Source organism: Streptomyces sp. NPDC096132 (assembly GCF_044763345.1).
Taxonomy (GTDB): domain Bacteria; phylum Actinomycetota; class Actinomycetes; order Streptomycetales; family Streptomycetaceae; genus Streptomyces.
In genome coordinates this window covers 375,878-390,814 of record NZ_JBIWGA010000008.1, presented here as the reverse complement: position 1 = coordinate 390,814, position 14,937 = coordinate 375,878, and the positions used below count along the sequence as shown (strand labels likewise).

Below are 14,937 nucleotides of genomic sequence, written 5' to 3'. Positions count from 1 at the left end.
CTGCCAGGCCCAGGCCTCCGCCTGCCCGGGGAGTCGGCCGGGCGCGCGGATCGACAGCAGCGTGAACACCGCGTCACCGAGCGGCCACGTAAGGGGTGCCCCGGATATCGCTGCTGATGAGGCCCCACGCCGCGGTGGCGAACACGCCAGGGACCGCTCGGGAAAGGCCGGTGGACAGTGCCCCGGTTGACGCGGACCTCCCGCCTACCAGCCGCTCCGACGCCGACAGGCCGGCGTGTCACGGGGCGTCGACGTTACCTCGGCGGCGTCTGCGGGCACTTGGGGTCGCGGGGCAGCCGACGAGGAGGGTCCAGTCATGCGGGTGTCGCGGGACGTTACGGTCGTGGCTCTCCTGGCGGATCCGGACGCGCCGACGGAGATCGCGCAGCGCATGGCCCGGACACTTTCTGCCCGGCTCGCCGACAAGTCGGGCCAGGGGCGACGGTTCGACGTCGAGGTGGTCAGTGAGCCCTTCACCTCGGGGACGGAGGACCCGCCCACCTTGATGCGCCGGATCATGGACCGTGGGAGTGCGGAGAACTGGGACATCGTCGTGGCCCTCACCGACCTTCCGCTGCACTCACACGGGCGCAAGCTCGCTGTGAATCTGAATCACGAACACGGCTTGGCGCTGCTCTCTCTTCCTTCGCTGGGGGGCCTGCGGCTACAGACGAGGGCCCGGCGGGCCGTCGAAGAAGCCGTGCTTGGCTTGGCGGGTCCGCACACCACTGGGGCTGAAGGACCTCCGCGAGGCCGGCCGCTTCTGGGGCCCTTCGTCAATCGTCTCGCGCCTATTCATCCGGGCCCGATCGATGAGAAGGAGACCGACGAGCTTCGGTACGTCGTCGGCGGGCCGCGCGGTTACCTGCGGGTGCTCGTCGGTATGGTCCGCGCCAACCGGCCGTGGCGGTTGGTGCCGGGCTTGTCGAAAGCCCTGGCGGCCGCACTCGCCACGGGAGCAGTCGCCACCGTGAACTCCACCGTCTGGAGCCTGGCCGCGGCCCTGAGCACGCCACGCCTCGTGATCGCCATGGTCGGGGCTGTCGCGATCATGATCGGCTGGCTGATCGTGGACGCGGAGCTGTGGCATCGATCAGCAGAGAGCTCCCCGGAGGCGCGGCAGAGGGCGCGGCTCTACAACGCCTCGACAGTAATGACCGTGGGTATCGGGGTGCTCGTCTGCTACGTGGGTTTGATGGTCATCAACTGGGTGTGGGCGCTGTTCATCCTCAACGACCAACTGTTCGCTTCCGTGACACGAACCCCGCTGCACGCCGAGGAGTACTTGACGCTGTCCTGGTTCGTCGCTTCGGTCGCCACCGTGGGCGGCGCGCTGGGGTCAGGTCTGGAGAGCGACGAGGCGATCCGGGCAGCCGCCTACTCCAAGCGCGAACAGGAACGTCGCCGCACGCTCCAGGACGACCACGGTGACCAGCCCCCGAAGTGAACCTTGTGACGGATCAGGACCCGCGCACCGAGGTGGGTGAGGGCTCCGGCGGCGGGGGGCGCCGCGCCTCCTGAAGCGGGGAGTAGTCGCCCGGCCGCGTCGAGCGCCGCCACACGTACACCGCTGTCGTCATCACGAGGATCAGCCCCGTCAGGATGAGCAGTTCGATCCCCTCGACGTTCCACCGGAAGGACTTCTCCGCCTCGGCCGTGACGATGAGCACCTTGCGGATGCCGGCAATCAGGCCGACGACGAGGAACGGCTCCGCGTCGAGGGTCCGGTTCCTGATGGTGAGGCGGACGGTGTGGAGCAGCTCGGCCACGATGAACAGCACAAGGCCGTTGTCCAGGGCGGAGAGAACGACCGTCTCCACGCGGTGCGGCCCCTGGATCGACCTGATGACGTCGTGGACGACCTCGACGGTCAGGAGCCCCGCGAGCAGTACCAGGAGCGCAGCGACGACGAGGTGGATGCCGTCCTCGATGAGCTGCAGGAGGCCCTGCACCCGGCCGCCCTCGATCTTCGGGAGAATGGGTCGCACATTCAGCATGCTAGGAGTCCCCCGGCCCGCAGGCACGACGTGCCGCCGAACGGGCGGACGAGCGGATCCCTCCCTCTGCCGGCCTCCCGGGGAAGCGGCGAGGCGCGACGAAGACATCCCCGCCAGGGCGGCCTTCTCGTTCCGCTCCTCCCTCCAAGGGTTGCGGCCCGTCTGCCTCGAAGCTGCCTGCTCTCCTCCCACAACTGCCAGTAGTCCGCGCCGCCGTCCTCGCTGCTGCTGACCGCGGTGCGCGGGTCCGGCTTGAGGACGACCGCGTTGCCGAGGGCCAGCGCCGGGGCCACGGCCCGCATGGGCAGACGAGCGGCACGTTGGCCGGGGCGATGACGCCGACGACTCCCACGGGGACCGGGCGGGCGAACGACAGCCGCTACTGCCCGGAACGCCGCCCCTCACCGTAGGGAGCTCCCGCCAGGGCCGCGGCCTCGTGGCACTCCTCCAGGCCACCGCCGCTGACCTGATGGGCCGCCCAGGGCCGGCCGGCGCCGGACTCCCGCACGAGCCCGGTCTCGATCTCGCGCCGGTGCTCCTCGAAGAGCCGCGCGGCATTTCGCAGCACGGCCGCGCGGTCCGGGTACGGCCGGGCCGCCCACTCGCGCTGGGCCCGCGTCGCCCGCTCGACCGCCTTGTCCACGTCGGCGGGGGTCGCCGAGCCGACGCGGGCCAGCGTCTTGCCGGTGGCGGGCTCCACAGCGTCGTACATCTCCCCCGAGCCGCTGATCCACTCGCCGGAGAAGATCCGGCCGTCCCCGGTGCTGCTGTCCAGGAAAGTCACGGCGTCCTGTTCCATGTTGTCCGGGTCGTCGGGTTGCAGAGGTGGCGGCGCCGGGGCGGCGGTCAGGGCCTGGCGAGGGGGGTGACGGCCAGGGCGTCCGCCGGGACGGCCGTGTCGGTCTCCTCGGAGGTGGCCGGTGCGCCGGCGTGTCGCAGGGCGATCGCGGCGATCACCACGCCTGCCAGGCTGGCGCCGGCGCTGACGTACATGCTGAGGTCGAGGCCCGTTTCCAGGGCTGTGCGGGCGAGCGGAGCGACGGTACGGGACAGCGCGCCGAGGTCGGCGTTCGCGACGGCGAGCGCGCCGTCGTTGTCGTTCACGGCGTTGGCCACGCCCAGCGCCCGGTCGGGGAGCCCGGCGGAGGCGAGCTTGTCGGAGAGGGCGCCGCTCGCCGTGCCCAGGGCCACGGCGCCGATGACCGCCGGGCCGAGGGACTGCCCGGTCTCGCGGACGAGGCTGGTGACCGCGCTGGCCATGCCGGCGTGCCGGATGCCGACGGCGCCGACCGCGACGGCCGTCAGCGCGGAGAACATCGTGATGAAGCCCGCCCCCATGAACAGGATCGGCCCGGTCATCGACGCGAGGTTCGTGGCGTCGGCCGGCAGCAACGCCATCCAGGTCTCACCGGCGGCCAGCGACAGCAGTCCGAAGATCAGCAGGGTCCGCGGGTGCAGGCGCTGCAGCAGCTTCGGCAGGAACGGTGTGAGCAGTATCGGGAACGCCTGGATGAGCGCGAAGGGCAGCGCGGCCTGGAGCGGTGAGAGGTGGTGGACGTTCTCCAGCTTGAGGCTCAGGGCGTACGCCGTGCCGATGAAGCCGAACAGGGCCAGCAGCCCGATGGCGGCAGCCGCGGCGAAGGACGGGTTGCGGAACAGTTCCAGCCGCAGCATCGGCACCCGCGATCTGTGCTCGACGACGAGGAAGGTCACGAAGGCGGCGAGGGCGAGAGCGAAGGCGAGCACGATGGGGGGTTCGGAGAAGCCGTCGTTGGCGCCTTCGATGACGGCGTAGAGCAGCGCCAGCAGGGACACGGCGATGGTGATCTGCCCCGGCCAGTCGAGTCCGCGCCCGGTGGGCTGACGGGAGTCGGCGACCCCACGGGCGCTGACGGCCGCGGTGACCAGGCCGAGCACCGCGAGCGGGACGTAGGCCCAGTGCCAGTCGGTGTGTTCGGCGGTGAACCCGCTGATCAGCGGGGCGATCATCGCGCCGAACGCCAGGCTGATCGCCCAGTACGACAGGGCACGCGCGCGGGCGGCGGGCTCCGGGGTGCCCGCGACGATCACCGCCAGCGAGGTGGGGAAGATCGCCGCGGCACCGAGCCCGGCGACCACCTGGCCGATGAGGAGCTGGGTCAGCGCGCCCGAGGTGGCGACGACCAGGCAGCCGGCCGTGATCAGCAGTCCGCCGACGACCATGAGGCGTTTGCGTCCGAAGAGGTCACCGAGGACGCCGAAGTTCAGCTCCAGGATCGCCGTGGGCAGGATGAAGGCCGCCGGGATCCAGGCCAGAGCGGCGACCGAGGCCCCGAAATCCCGCTGGATCTCCCCGAGGATCGGGGAGGCGAGCGGGATGCCGATCTGGGCCACGCAGATGGCGAGGCAGGCGGCGACGAACGTGCCGCGGCTCAACGGAACAGGGTGGGTCATGAGGGTCCTCCTGTACGGCTCGGGCGGACTCCGCCGGCCGATGATACGGATTTGACGTCTCGAATATCCGGACGCCGGTATCGCTGGACAGGACGCTGCACCTTCACGACTTCCCGCGTCAAGGGGCCGGACCGGCCGAAGTGCGCGATTGACGCCTCAACGACACCCAGCCTATTGTCCTGATAATCGAGTCGACCATCCCGATAAAGGAGACACTCATGGCGATCACCGGACTCGGCCACACCGGCTTCTGGGTGGACGACCTGGAGAAGATGCGCGACTTCTACGCCCGGGTCCTGGGGCTGACCGTGACCGACGAGGACGAGGAGCGGGGAATCGTGTTCTTCTCCTCGCGCCCCGACGAGGAGCACCACGAGTTCGTCCTGCAGCAGGGCCGCACCGCCCCGGCCGGCGCCAAGCTCACCCACCAGGTGTCCTGGCGGGTGGACTCGCTGGAGACGATCATCGAGTTCCACCACCGGTTCCGCGCCGAGGGCATCGAGGTCCAGCAGGAGGTCACCCACGGCAACGCGATCGGGATCTACTTCTTCGACCCCGAGGGCAATCGCAACGAGGTCTATCTGCGGATCGAGCGTGACGTGCGTCAGCCGTTCCGCAAGACCATCGACCTCGACCAGGACCCCGCGGACGTGCTCGCCGAGGCCGAACGGCTGCTGACCGACGGCGGCCCGGCCTACCAGCCGGTCCAGTGACCCATCCCCCACTACGGAGCACGCCCATGCCCCCACCACCGGCACAACAGCCGACGCCCCAGCCCCCCGTGCTCGTCGTCGGCGCCGGCCCGACCGGGCTCACGGCCGCCCATCTGCTCGGCTCCCGCGGCGTGCGGGTGCTGCTGGTCGAACGCAACACCACCACCAGCGACGACGCCAAGGCCATCAGTCTCGACGACGAGTCCCTGCGCACCCTGCAGCAGGCCGGACTCGACGAGGCGTTGTACCCGATCATCGTGCCGGGCACCGGAACCAAGTACTTCGGCATCGGCGGCCGCCCGCTCGTGCACGCCCGCGGCACCGGCGACCAGCGTTTCGGGCATCCCTTCAAGAACCCCTTCGCCCAGCCGGACCTCGAACGTGTCCTGTGCGAGCAACTGCGCCGACACCCGAACGTCGATGTGCGCTTCGGCACCCGGCTGACGGCCCTCACCCAGCGCCCCGACCGGGTGCGCGTGTCCCTGAGCACCGACGCGGAGGACGGACTGGTCGAGGAACTGGACGTCTCCTACGTCCTCGGCTGCGACGGCGGCCGCAGCACCGTGCGCGAACTGCTGTCCATCCCCATGCGCGGCACCAGCTTCCCCGACGAGGTGTGGCTGGTGGCCGACACACTGGAGGACGCCCACGACCAGCGCTACGGCATGCATCACGGCGACCCCGACCGGCCGGTCGTCATCGTCCCGGGCCGCGGCGGCCGCTGCCGCTACGAGTTCCGCCTCGAGCCCGGCGAGTGCGAAGCCGGCACGCCACCGCCGTTCCAGCTGGTGCGCCGACTCCTCGGCCCCTACCGGGAGATCACGCCCGAACAGGTCGAGCGCGCGGTCGCGTACAGCTTCCACGCGCTGCTGGCCGAACGGCTGCGCGACGGGCGCTGCTTCCTGCTCGGCGACGCCGCCCACATGATGCCCCCGTTCGCCGGACAGGGCCTCAACTCCGGCCTGCGGGACGCCGCCAACCTCTGCTGGAAGATCGACGAGGTGCTCGCGGGCCGGGCCGGCGACGCCCTGCTCGACACCTACGACACCGAACGCCGCCCGCACGCCCGGGCCGTGATCGACCTTTCCGTCCGGCTCGGCCGGATCGTCATGACCACCAGCCGTGGCCGCGCTCTGCTGCGCGACCTTCTGGTGCGCGGCGCCATGCGCACACCGCCGGGACGCCGCTACCTCACCGAGATGCGCTACCGCCCCACCACCCGCGTACGCTCCGGAGCCGTCGTCCGCCTCAACGGCCCCCGGCAGTCACTCGTCGGTACGCCACTGGCGCAGCCGCGCGTCCTGAGCGGGCCGCACCACCTGGCCACACGGCTCGACGACGTCCTCGGCCCGGGCTGGAGCCTGCTGGGGGTCGGCGTGCCCGACTCCGCCTGGACGGCCGCCGCACGGTCCGGCCTTCCGGACTCCGCCCACGTGGACGTCTACCTGGAGGACCGGGCTCCGCGTGACCGCGACGGCCGGGTGGGGATCGCCGACGCCGACGGCCGGCTCGACGCCCTCCTCACCGGTCTGGCAGGGCACTTCGTGCTCGTGCGCCCCGACCGGCTGGTGGCCGCCGTGTTCACCCCCGACCGGGCCGGGCACGTCGCGGCCGAGCTGAGACGCCTCACCACCGACGGGGGCACCACCGCACCGGCACCCGCCACGCCCCCCGCGGCTCCCGGCAGCACGCACACCCTCCTCCCCTCCGACCCGCCCCCCGCAGCCCACACCCAAATCCAGGGAGTACGCCGATGAGGCTCACCACCGTCCGTCTCGACGACGAGCACCGGATCACGACCGCCGCCCGGCAGGAAGGCGACGAACTCGTCCTGCTGCCGTACGCCGACGTGGGCGCCCTGCTGTCCGGCGGCGACGGCTGGCAGGAACGGGCCGCCTGGGACGGAGAGCGCATCCCCCTCGACGAGGCGTGCCTCGCTCCCGTCGTGCCCCACCCCAACAAGATCGTCTGCCTGGGACTCAACTACGCCACCCACATCAAGGAGATGGGCCGCCCCACGCCCACCCACCCCACCTTGTTCGCCAAGTACGACGGCTCCCTGATCGGCGCGCACGACGACATCCACATGCCACCGGTCAGCGACGACCTCGACTGGGAGGCCGAACTCGGCGTCGTCATAGGACGCGGCGGCCGCCACGTACCGCGCGAGCAGGCCCTCGAACACGTCGCCGGATACACGGTCGTCAACGACGTCACCGTACGGGACTGGCAGCACCGCACCCGCGAGTTCCTCTCCGGCAAGACCTTCGAGGCCACCACCCCCGTCGGCCCCGCTCTCGTCACCCCCGACGAGCTCCCCCCGGGCGCCTCGGGACTGACCATCGCCTGCAGCGTCGACGGCCACACCATGCAGAAGTCCAACACCGCCGACCTGCTCTTCGACGTCGCCGACGTCATCGCCTACGTCAGCACCATCATCACCCTGCTGCCCGGCGACCTGATCTGCACCGGAACCCCGGGCGGGGTCGGCGCCGGCCGCGACCCGAAGGTGTTCCTGCGCCCCGGCCAACAACTCGTCACCACGGTGGAGGGCATCGGGGAACTGCGCAACACCGTCGTCAAGGACCGGCTGTAGACGGTCGACAGCGGCCACGGCCCCCACCAGCCCACAGCCACCCGCCAGGGTGTCGCACATGTCAGGAACCACGTCCCCCAGCCATCGCGAGCGCAACTCCACGGCCGACCGGATAGCCGAACGACCGGACCTTGTGGCCCCCACATCCCTCGGCGGAGCCCGCATGCCGTCGTCCGCCCATCCCCCGGCGCTAGCCACCGTCGCCCCTCCACGACACCGTCACCTGCAGATGGCCGGTGGCCCTGCCCTTGGTGATCACCGCGCCGGCCTCGACGGCGAGGTCCACGCCGAACTCGACCGTGATCTCGTCGGGCCGGGCCTTGCGCAGCTGGTCGAGGGCCGCCTGCGCCGCCTCCGTGATCGGCTCCAGGGCGTCCTGCAGGGTGCCGGGCACCTCCCGGACGACGTCCACGAGGCGCCCGGCCTTCACCGGCCCCTCCGCCTCGGCCCGCGCCTCGACCAGGACGGAGCCCCCGCCCTCCAGTGGAATCCGAGTCAGCGGTGCCAAAGCGCCACCTCCTCCGTTGCTCGCGGGCGTTCAGCATGGATCCCGGCAAGCATCCGGCACGCCTGGCATATGCCGCAGCTCGGAGTGAGCCGTACGGAGGAGGCGTCAGACCGGCCGGGCCCAGCCCACCCGCTTCCTGCCGCTCAGTTGGACGTAAGGGGCGTCGACGCTCCCCACGCAACGAGGCCATTCGCACCATGGCCTGGTGCCCGGCATCGCTCCGAGCTGACCACGCACTCGGGCTTGTGCGCATGCCACCCACCGCCTCCCGTCTCCAGGAAGGCCAGGTCACTCGTCAACCGAGTCATGCCGCGATGCTGGACCCGTCACGCCCACAGTCGACGCAGAGCACGCATTCGGCCTACTCGAACGATCCACTGAGCACAGCTTGTGGTGATCTGATCACAGGGCGAAAGCGCAGTGGATGGCGAGCCCCACCGCGACAGGCCGCCACCGCTGCACGGCGGTCGGGAACCGCCCCGTGGCCGCCCAGGCGCCGGGCGACCTCGAGGCCCGTCGTAAGGCCTCATCCGGCAGGCCCCCGATCGCCCGGCAGGCCCCCGATCGCATGGACGCACGAGGAAGGCATGGCGATGACCCCTGCACGAGACACTGACCGCAGACCCGACGTCGACCGAATACCCAGGCGGAAGCTGCGCAGCAGGGCGGCAATGCTGGGTGTCTGCGGGCTGCTGCTGACCGCCCCGTACGCCGCCTGGCCCGGAGCAGCCCCCGCCATGACGCAGCTGGCCAGAGCGGACGGCATGGCCACCGACGCGGCGGTCCCGCCAGGACTGCGGCGCTACCACCAGCAGAAGCTCCTGTGGGAGACCTGCCCTGACGCCCCTTCGTTCCAGTGCACCACCGTGAAGGTGCCGTTGGACTACGCCCATCCGGACGGAGGCGACCTTCTCCTGACAGCCACGCGGAAGAAGGCCACCGGAACCGGCACACGGATCGGCTCGCTGCTGGTCAATCCCGGTGGGCCCGGAGAGTCCGCGATCAACTACTTGCTGGGCAACGCCGACTACTACTCCCCGTCCGTACGCGCCTCCTACGACCTGGTCGCAATGGATCCACGCGGTGTGCAGTACAGCACCCCGGTGGTGTGTGAGAACGACACTGTCACGACCGCCGCGGGGGTCGGCCGCCGCATGTCGACCGACTCGACGGAGATCGCATCGGATGACGCGGGATACGAACAGCTCAGCGACGCGTGTGCACAGCACGCCGGGCGGCTGCTCCCCCATGTCGGCACCCTGGATGCCGCCCGGGACATGGACGTTCTTCGTGCGCTCCTGGGCGATGACCGGTTGCACTACGTCGGCTTCTCCTACGGCACCTACCTGGGTGCGACCTATGCCGATCTCTTCCCGTCCCGGGTGGGCCGGATGGTGCTCGACGGTGCTGTCGACCCCGCTATGGACGGGTACCAGGACTTCCTGCAGACCGCGGCCGGCTACCAGCTGGCATGGGAGTCCTTCGCCGCCGACTGCGCGGCCCACGCCGATTGCCCGCTGGGCCACTCCGTCCAGGAGATCAGCCGCGGACTGGACACACTTCGGCGCTCTCTGGACCGCGCCCCCCTCCGGCAGGGCAAGGACATCTCCATCACAGGGGACGACCTCGTCGCCGCGGTCACGACGGCACTGACCATCCCCGAGTGGGAGCTGCTGCGCGCCGCGCTCCAGGGAGTGCTGGCCGATGACACCACCGCGCTGCAGCGACTCCTGGGCTCCGCGGAGGACACCTCCAGTAATGCCGCCGACGCGTTCTACGCCATCAGCTGCTTGAGCGCCCCCCTCGCCCCGCGGTTCACCTCCGTGCAGGTCCAGGCGGCGCTGCCGCAGTTCCTGAGAGCCTCGCCCCAGTTCGGCACTTGGTATGCGACCCAGCTCATGCAGTGCGCCCACTGGCCCGTCCCGCCGACCCAGCCCGCACAGCCCGTCTCCGCGCCAGGTGCCGCTCCCATCCTGATCGCCGGCACCACTCGCGATCCTGCCACCCCGTACCCCTGGGCCAAGGCGCTCGCCCGCCAGCTCTCCTCCAGCCGCCTGCTCACCTATGACGGCGACGGGCATCTGGCTTACCTGCACGGCAGTACCTGCGTCGACACGGCCGTGGACCGTTATCTGACACTGGGCCAGCTGCCCCCCGTCGGCAAAACCTGCACCTGACAGAACCTCACCCTCCCGTCCGGGCCGATGGGGCGCATCGCAGCATCGGCTCGACGGCACCAGGCTGTCCTGCCCTCGGCCTTCCAGGCGCGCCCGCCGATACCGCCGTCAGGGACGCGCAGATACATACCTGTTCCAAGGCCACGGAGCGCCCCGGGTCGGCCCGTAGCCCACTACGCCGACATCGAACGACTCGCTCACGTTGTCCTCGGCTCCTCGAGCCGGCACCGGGTTCGCCGCGAGCCGGGTCGGGTTCGCCGCGCGTCTCACGACGTGATTCTGCCGAGCCAGTCGGTGACGACCTCGTGGACGAACGCGACCCGTTCCTCGTAGGTGTCCAGCGGCGGCATCGCCTTCTTCCCGAAGATGACCGCCGCGGTCTTCTCCTTGCAGCCGCCTGGCCCCTCCCTCGCCGTACGCCTGGGGCTCGGAGGGCCGTTCGACGTGTGTTGCCACCTCTCCCTCGACCTGCCGGCGTTCAACAACGTAGCCTCGCTGAAACCCGCTGAGATCACCTCACTTGAGGACGATGCCAGGAGGGGGCGAGATGACCCGCTAGGGACCCGGTGAACAGGATCGCCACCCAAGCCTGTACGGGCGAACCAGATCTCGGGACTGTGTGACTCAGGAGCGAGCCGTCGAGCCTGTCGCCAGCATTCCGTTGACCACGAGCGCGGCCAGCGTCTCCGCCGTGGCGGTGAGCTGGTCCGGCGAGGCGGGCTCGGGTCTGCCCAGGCGCTTGGCCAGGGGGAGTTCGACCATCCCCGAGACGGGAGGAATGACGGCGAAGAACAGCACGTGCAGCGGTGCGGGCGCCATGCGGCCCGCCGCCACGAGCCGCTCGATGATCGACTTCATCGTCTGCAGGGTCGGCGCGATGTAGTGCTCGAACAGGTAGTCCAAGCGTTCCGTCTCCCGGTTGAGTTCGTCGACGAAGAGCCGTGCCATCAGTGGCCTGTCCGCCGCCATGCGGTAGAAGGCGGTGATGATCTGCCGCAGGTTCTCGGCGTCGTCGAGCGAGCGATCCACCTGCGGCAGACCCGCCAGCTGCGCACCCAGAGCGGAGTCGACCACCGCACGCCAGAACGCCGCCTTGGACCCGTAGCGGTCGTTGATGAAGTTGTGACTGACGCCCAGGCGGCGGGCCAGCTCGCGCGCGGAGGCATGGTCGTACCCCAACTCCGCGAAGGCCTCCATCCCGCGCCGCAGGATGCTCCCTTCCTCCGGCACCGCGGGAGTGCCCACGCCGGGGCGCCCCGGCCGTCGGGCGGATTCGGTTCCTGCTCCCACTTCTGCCTCCTTCACTGATCACCCCGGACCTCCTGGGGCTCCCCCACAGCGTACTTGACACCTGTCAGATAGAAGCTAATCTGACATACGTCAGACGAGCTTCCTCCGGCGCGAAGAGGGCCGCATGACCAGTCACTCTTCGTTGGGCTGACCTGCCCGGATCGCCACGAAACCCTCTTCCCCCCAGCAGCCGTGCCGGCAACGACTCCCGCTCGGCCCGGCGACATCCCCTTCCGAAACGAGAGCCAGATGACCGCAAGCCACACGCCCCCCACGAGCTCCGGCCGCGTGTTCGGCCCGGAAGCCGCACGCCGTCGGCACGGAGCGAAGGCGGACCACATGGCGACCAGGCTCACCGCCGGGGATCCCCTCGCCGACGCCGTCGTCGCCGAGCTGGACCTCTACGGCACGGGCGCCCGGCGCGTCCTCGACGTGGGCCTCCGGCGTGGCCTGGCCAGTCTCGACGAACCGCCTCCCGCGGCCGTCGCCGCGCTGCTGAAGCAGGTGGAGAGCGCCCCTACCTGGGTCGATCCCCTGATGCTCCACCGGGGCGATGTCGTGAGCCAGTCCGTACCCCCCATGTGGTTCGGCCTGTGCTCGATCACCAGCGCGCTCGCGTACGCCTACGCCTCCCCGGCCGTAGCGGGACCGCTGGCTCGGCAGGGACAGCCGGCCGCCATGGCCGCGCACCGGCTCGCGAAGGCAGGGGTGTGGACACGGCAGACCATCAGGCCGGGAGGACTGCTGCGCGGTGCCCCTGGATACGTGGCCACCGTCGATCTGCGGCTGCGCCATGCCCGTATGCGGGCCAAGGCCCTCAAGGACTGGGACGCCGGCGCCGAGGGACTGCCCATCGGGCAGCTCGACATGGCCCGCACGTGGCTGGGCATCACCCACGTCGCCTTCCGGACCCTGTCGGTCATCGGCATCGACGTCACCGCCGAGGAGGAGCGCTCCCTTCACCAGTACTGGTCGTACGTCGCCCATCTGCTGGGACTCGACGAGAGCCTCTACGGCGATGTGGCCGACCGCGCGAGCGCCGACCGACTGCGGGACCTGCTGGACTGGGCGACGGCGGCCCCGGACGAGAACTCACGCGCACTCACCCGGGCCATGATCGACGCGCAGGCTCGTGCGATGGCCGCCGCGCCGGATGCCGTGCTGTCCGAGGACCAGTTGCGTGTCCTCATCCACAACGTGCTCCGGCGGAGCTTCGGGGACGGGACCGCGGACCGCCTCGGCATTCCCACTCCCACCGCGACCGATCTCATGCCGCTGATCGGCACGCTCAATCGCCAGGCCCGGTACTGGCAGACCTTCTCCCCGGCCTCGGCCCAGGCGGCTCGCCGTCAGGAGCCCGAGGCGGCCGAACCAGAACCGACCGCCGTCGTCCTTCCTCTCGGCATCGCTCTTCGGCAGGGGACAGCGGTCAGCCACCGAGCACCTACCGCTGCCTGATCCTCCTCCGCCATGCCTCGCGGTCGAGGGCGACCGTCTCCGAGAAGGCCTGGCCAATCCCGTTGTCGCACTCCCCTTGGAGCTATCCGTCATGTCCCGAACCTCTACGGACACACCCGGCACCGCCGGCGTGTCCACCCTTCCTACCGGCGACCCCGGCCCCCGTCATCGCTGGTGGATCCTCGCCGTCATCGGTGTGGCCCAGCTGATGGTGGTGCTCGACTCGACCATCGTGAACATCGCCCTGCCCTCCGCCCAGAAGGACCTGGGCTTCTCCGACGGGGACCGGCAGTGGGTCGTCACCGCCTACGCGCTCGCCTTCGGCAGCCTGCTGCTCTTGGGCGGGCGGATAGCCGACCTCTTCGGCCGCAAGATGACCTTCCTGGTCGGCCTGGTCGGCTTCGCCGGCGCCTCCGCCCTCGGCGGTGCCGCGTCCGGCTTCGAGATGCTCATCGCCGCCCGCGCGGCACAAGGCCTGTTCGGCGCGCTGCTCGCCCCGGCCGCCCTGTCCCTGCTGACCACGACCTTCACCGACGCCAAGGAACGCGGCAAGGCGTTCGGCGTCTACGGCGCCATCGCCGGCGCCGGTGGTGCCATCGGTCTGCTGCTCGGCGGTCTGCTCACCGAGTACCTCGACTGGCGCTGGACCCTCTACGTCAACCTCGCCTTCGCCGCTATCGCCTTCGTCGGCGGCCTGATCCTGCTCCAGCGCTCGACCCGGGACAAGAGCGCCACCATCGACATCCCCGGCACGTTCCTCGTCTCCTCCGGCCTGTTCTGCCTGGTCTACGGCTTCTCCAACGCCGAGAGCCACGACTGGAGCTCGCCCGAGACCTGGGGCTTCCTGGTCGCCGGAGGGATCCTGCTCACCGCGTTCACCTGGTGGCAGACCCGCTCCACCCACCCCCTGCTGCCCCTGCGCGTCCTGCTCGACCGCAACCGCGGCGCCTCCTTCGTCTCCATCCTGATCACCGGCGCCGGCATGTTCGGTGTCTTCCTCTTCCTCACCTACTACCTGCAGCAGAGCCTCGGCTACACCCCCGTCAAGACCGGCCTGGCCTTCCTGCCCATGACCGCCGGGCTCATGCTCGCCGCGACTCTCGCCTCGACCGTGCTGATCCCCCGCATCGGCCCCAAGGCGATCGTGCCGCTGGGCATGGGTGCCGCTGCCGCCGGCATGGTGTGGCTGACCGGCCTCGACCTGAACAGCAGCTACACCACCGACATCCTTCCCCCGCTCGTCGTGGCAGGCATCGGACTCGGCCTGGTCATGGCCCCGGCCATGGCCCTGGCCACCGACGGCGTCGGCGCCGAGGACTCCGGCGTCGCCTCGGCGGCCGTCAACACCATGCAGCAGGTCGGCGGCTCCCTCGGCACCGCCCTCCTCAACACCCTCTTCTCCAGCGCCGTCACCAACTACCTCGACGGCAAGAACCCCAGGGACCCCGCCGTCCTCGCCCAGGCCGGCCTGGAGGGCTACTCCACCGCCTACTGGTGGTCGGCCGCCTTCTTCGCCGCCGGCCTGATCGTCAGCGTCGTCCTCTACCGACGTGGTGTCCCCACGCACGACCCCGACGCGGCCCCTGTCGTCCACATGTAAGGCTCCGCCGGGCCGAGGCACCGTCGCCTCGGCCCGGCGGTCGTTCGTCGTCCGGACCCCACTCGGTCCGCATCCGAGAGCACGGAGAAACCATGGAGCCCCGGAGCGGCCGGAACCGAAGGCCGGACCACGGCGGGTTCCCACAGCGCCCATGGTGGGTGGAGC

General features: G+C 70.5%; 14 protein-coding genes. 7 read left to right on the top strand and 7 right to left on the bottom strand.

Going from position 1 to position 14,937, the window contains the following annotated elements; genetic code table 11:
* Positions 1-343: 343 nt before the first annotated feature.
* Positions 344-1,447: a hypothetical protein gene (locus ACIRF9_RS21830; RefSeq protein ID WP_403824545.1), complete on the top strand. Its 1,104-nt coding sequence runs from the start codon at positions 344-346 to the stop codon at positions 1,445-1,447.
* A 13-nt stretch (positions 1,448-1,460) separates the two neighbouring features.
* Here the strand turns inward: ACIRF9_RS21830 and ACIRF9_RS21825 are convergent, their stop codons facing one another.
* From ACIRF9_RS21825 to ACIRF9_RS21810, 4 genes are all read right to left on the bottom strand, one after another.
* A complete protein-coding gene (locus ACIRF9_RS21825; RefSeq protein WP_403824542.1) occupies positions 1,461-1,997 on the bottom strand; it encodes a phosphate-starvation-inducible PsiE family protein in 537 nt (178 codons plus the stop codon).
* Complete coding sequence (locus ACIRF9_RS21820) at positions 1,991-2,299, bottom strand: hypothetical protein (RefSeq protein WP_403824539.1); 309 nt, start codon at positions 2,297-2,299, stop codon at positions 1,991-1,993. The genes ACIRF9_RS21825 and ACIRF9_RS21820 overlap by 7 nt, the downstream gene beginning before the upstream one ends.
* 77 nt (positions 2,300-2,376) lie before the next feature.
* Entirely contained in the window at positions 2,377-2,781 is a 405-nt protein-coding gene (locus tag ACIRF9_RS21815) for an aldehyde dehydrogenase family protein (protein ID WP_403824536.1), read from the bottom strand.
* Positions 2,782-2,843: 62 nt separating this feature from the next.
* Positions 2,844-4,430, bottom strand: a complete 1,587-nt coding sequence (locus ACIRF9_RS21810; RefSeq protein WP_403824533.1) for an MFS transporter — start codon at positions 4,428-4,430, stop codon at positions 2,844-2,846.
* A 218-nt stretch (positions 4,431-4,648) separates the two neighbouring features.
* On the opposite strand from ACIRF9_RS21810, the gene ACIRF9_RS21805 reads away from it, so the two are divergent.
* From ACIRF9_RS21805 to ACIRF9_RS21795, 3 genes are read left to right on the top strand one after another with little or no spacing between them, the layout of a single operon-like run.
* A complete protein-coding gene (locus ACIRF9_RS21805) occupies positions 4,649-5,143 on the top strand; it encodes a VOC family protein (protein WP_403824530.1) in 495 nt (164 codons plus the stop codon).
* Positions 5,144-5,169: 26 nt separating this feature from the next.
* Entirely contained in the window at positions 5,170-6,900 is a 1,731-nt protein-coding gene (locus tag ACIRF9_RS21800) for a bifunctional 3-(3-hydroxy-phenyl)propionate/3-hydroxycinnamic acid hydroxylase (protein ID WP_403824527.1), read from the top strand.
* Positions 6,897-7,739: a fumarylacetoacetate hydrolase family protein gene (locus ACIRF9_RS21795; RefSeq protein ID WP_403824524.1), complete on the top strand. Its 843-nt coding sequence runs from the start codon at positions 6,897-6,899 to the stop codon at positions 7,737-7,739. The genes ACIRF9_RS21800 and ACIRF9_RS21795 overlap by 4 nt, the downstream gene beginning before the upstream one ends.
* A gap of 190 nt (positions 7,740-7,929) precedes the next feature.
* On the opposite strand, the gene ACIRF9_RS21790 is transcribed toward ACIRF9_RS21795, so the two are convergent.
* Positions 7,930-8,247 carry a CU044_2847 family protein gene (locus ACIRF9_RS21790; RefSeq protein ID WP_403824521.1) on the bottom strand — a complete coding sequence of 106 codons (318 nt, stop codon included), beginning with the start codon at positions 8,245-8,247 and terminating at the stop codon, positions 7,930-7,932.
* A gap of 593 nt (positions 8,248-8,840) precedes the next feature.
* On the opposite strand from ACIRF9_RS21790, the gene ACIRF9_RS21785 reads away from it, so the two are divergent.
* Positions 8,841-10,424 (top strand): alpha/beta hydrolase, encoded by a 1,584-nt coding sequence (locus ACIRF9_RS21785; protein ID WP_403824518.1) that lies wholly within the window; start codon positions 8,841-8,843, stop codon positions 10,422-10,424.
* A 266-nt stretch (positions 10,425-10,690) separates the two neighbouring features.
* Here the strand turns inward: ACIRF9_RS21785 and ACIRF9_RS21780 are convergent, their stop codons facing one another.
* Together ACIRF9_RS21780 and ACIRF9_RS21775 are read right to left on the bottom strand one after the other, a co-directional pair.
* Positions 10,691-10,906: a hypothetical protein gene (locus tag ACIRF9_RS21780; protein WP_403824515.1), complete on the bottom strand. Its 216-nt coding sequence runs from the start codon at positions 10,904-10,906 to the stop codon at positions 10,691-10,693.
* Positions 10,907-11,048: 142 nt separating this feature from the next.
* On the bottom strand, positions 11,049-11,654 hold the full coding sequence (locus tag ACIRF9_RS21775; RefSeq protein WP_403824646.1) for a TetR/AcrR family transcriptional regulator: 606 nt from the start codon (positions 11,652-11,654) through the stop codon (positions 11,049-11,051).
* A 399-nt stretch (positions 11,655-12,053) separates the two neighbouring features.
* Between ACIRF9_RS21775 and ACIRF9_RS21770 the strand changes: the two genes are divergently transcribed.
* Entirely contained in the window at positions 12,054-13,172 is a 1,119-nt protein-coding gene (locus tag ACIRF9_RS21770; protein ID WP_403824512.1) for an oxygenase MpaB family protein, read from the top strand.
* Between the two features lie 91 nt (positions 13,173-13,263).
* Positions 13,264-14,772, top strand: a complete 1,509-nt coding sequence (locus ACIRF9_RS21765; RefSeq protein WP_403824509.1) for an MFS transporter — start codon at positions 13,264-13,266, stop codon at positions 14,770-14,772.
* Positions 14,773-14,937 lie beyond the last annotated feature (165 nt).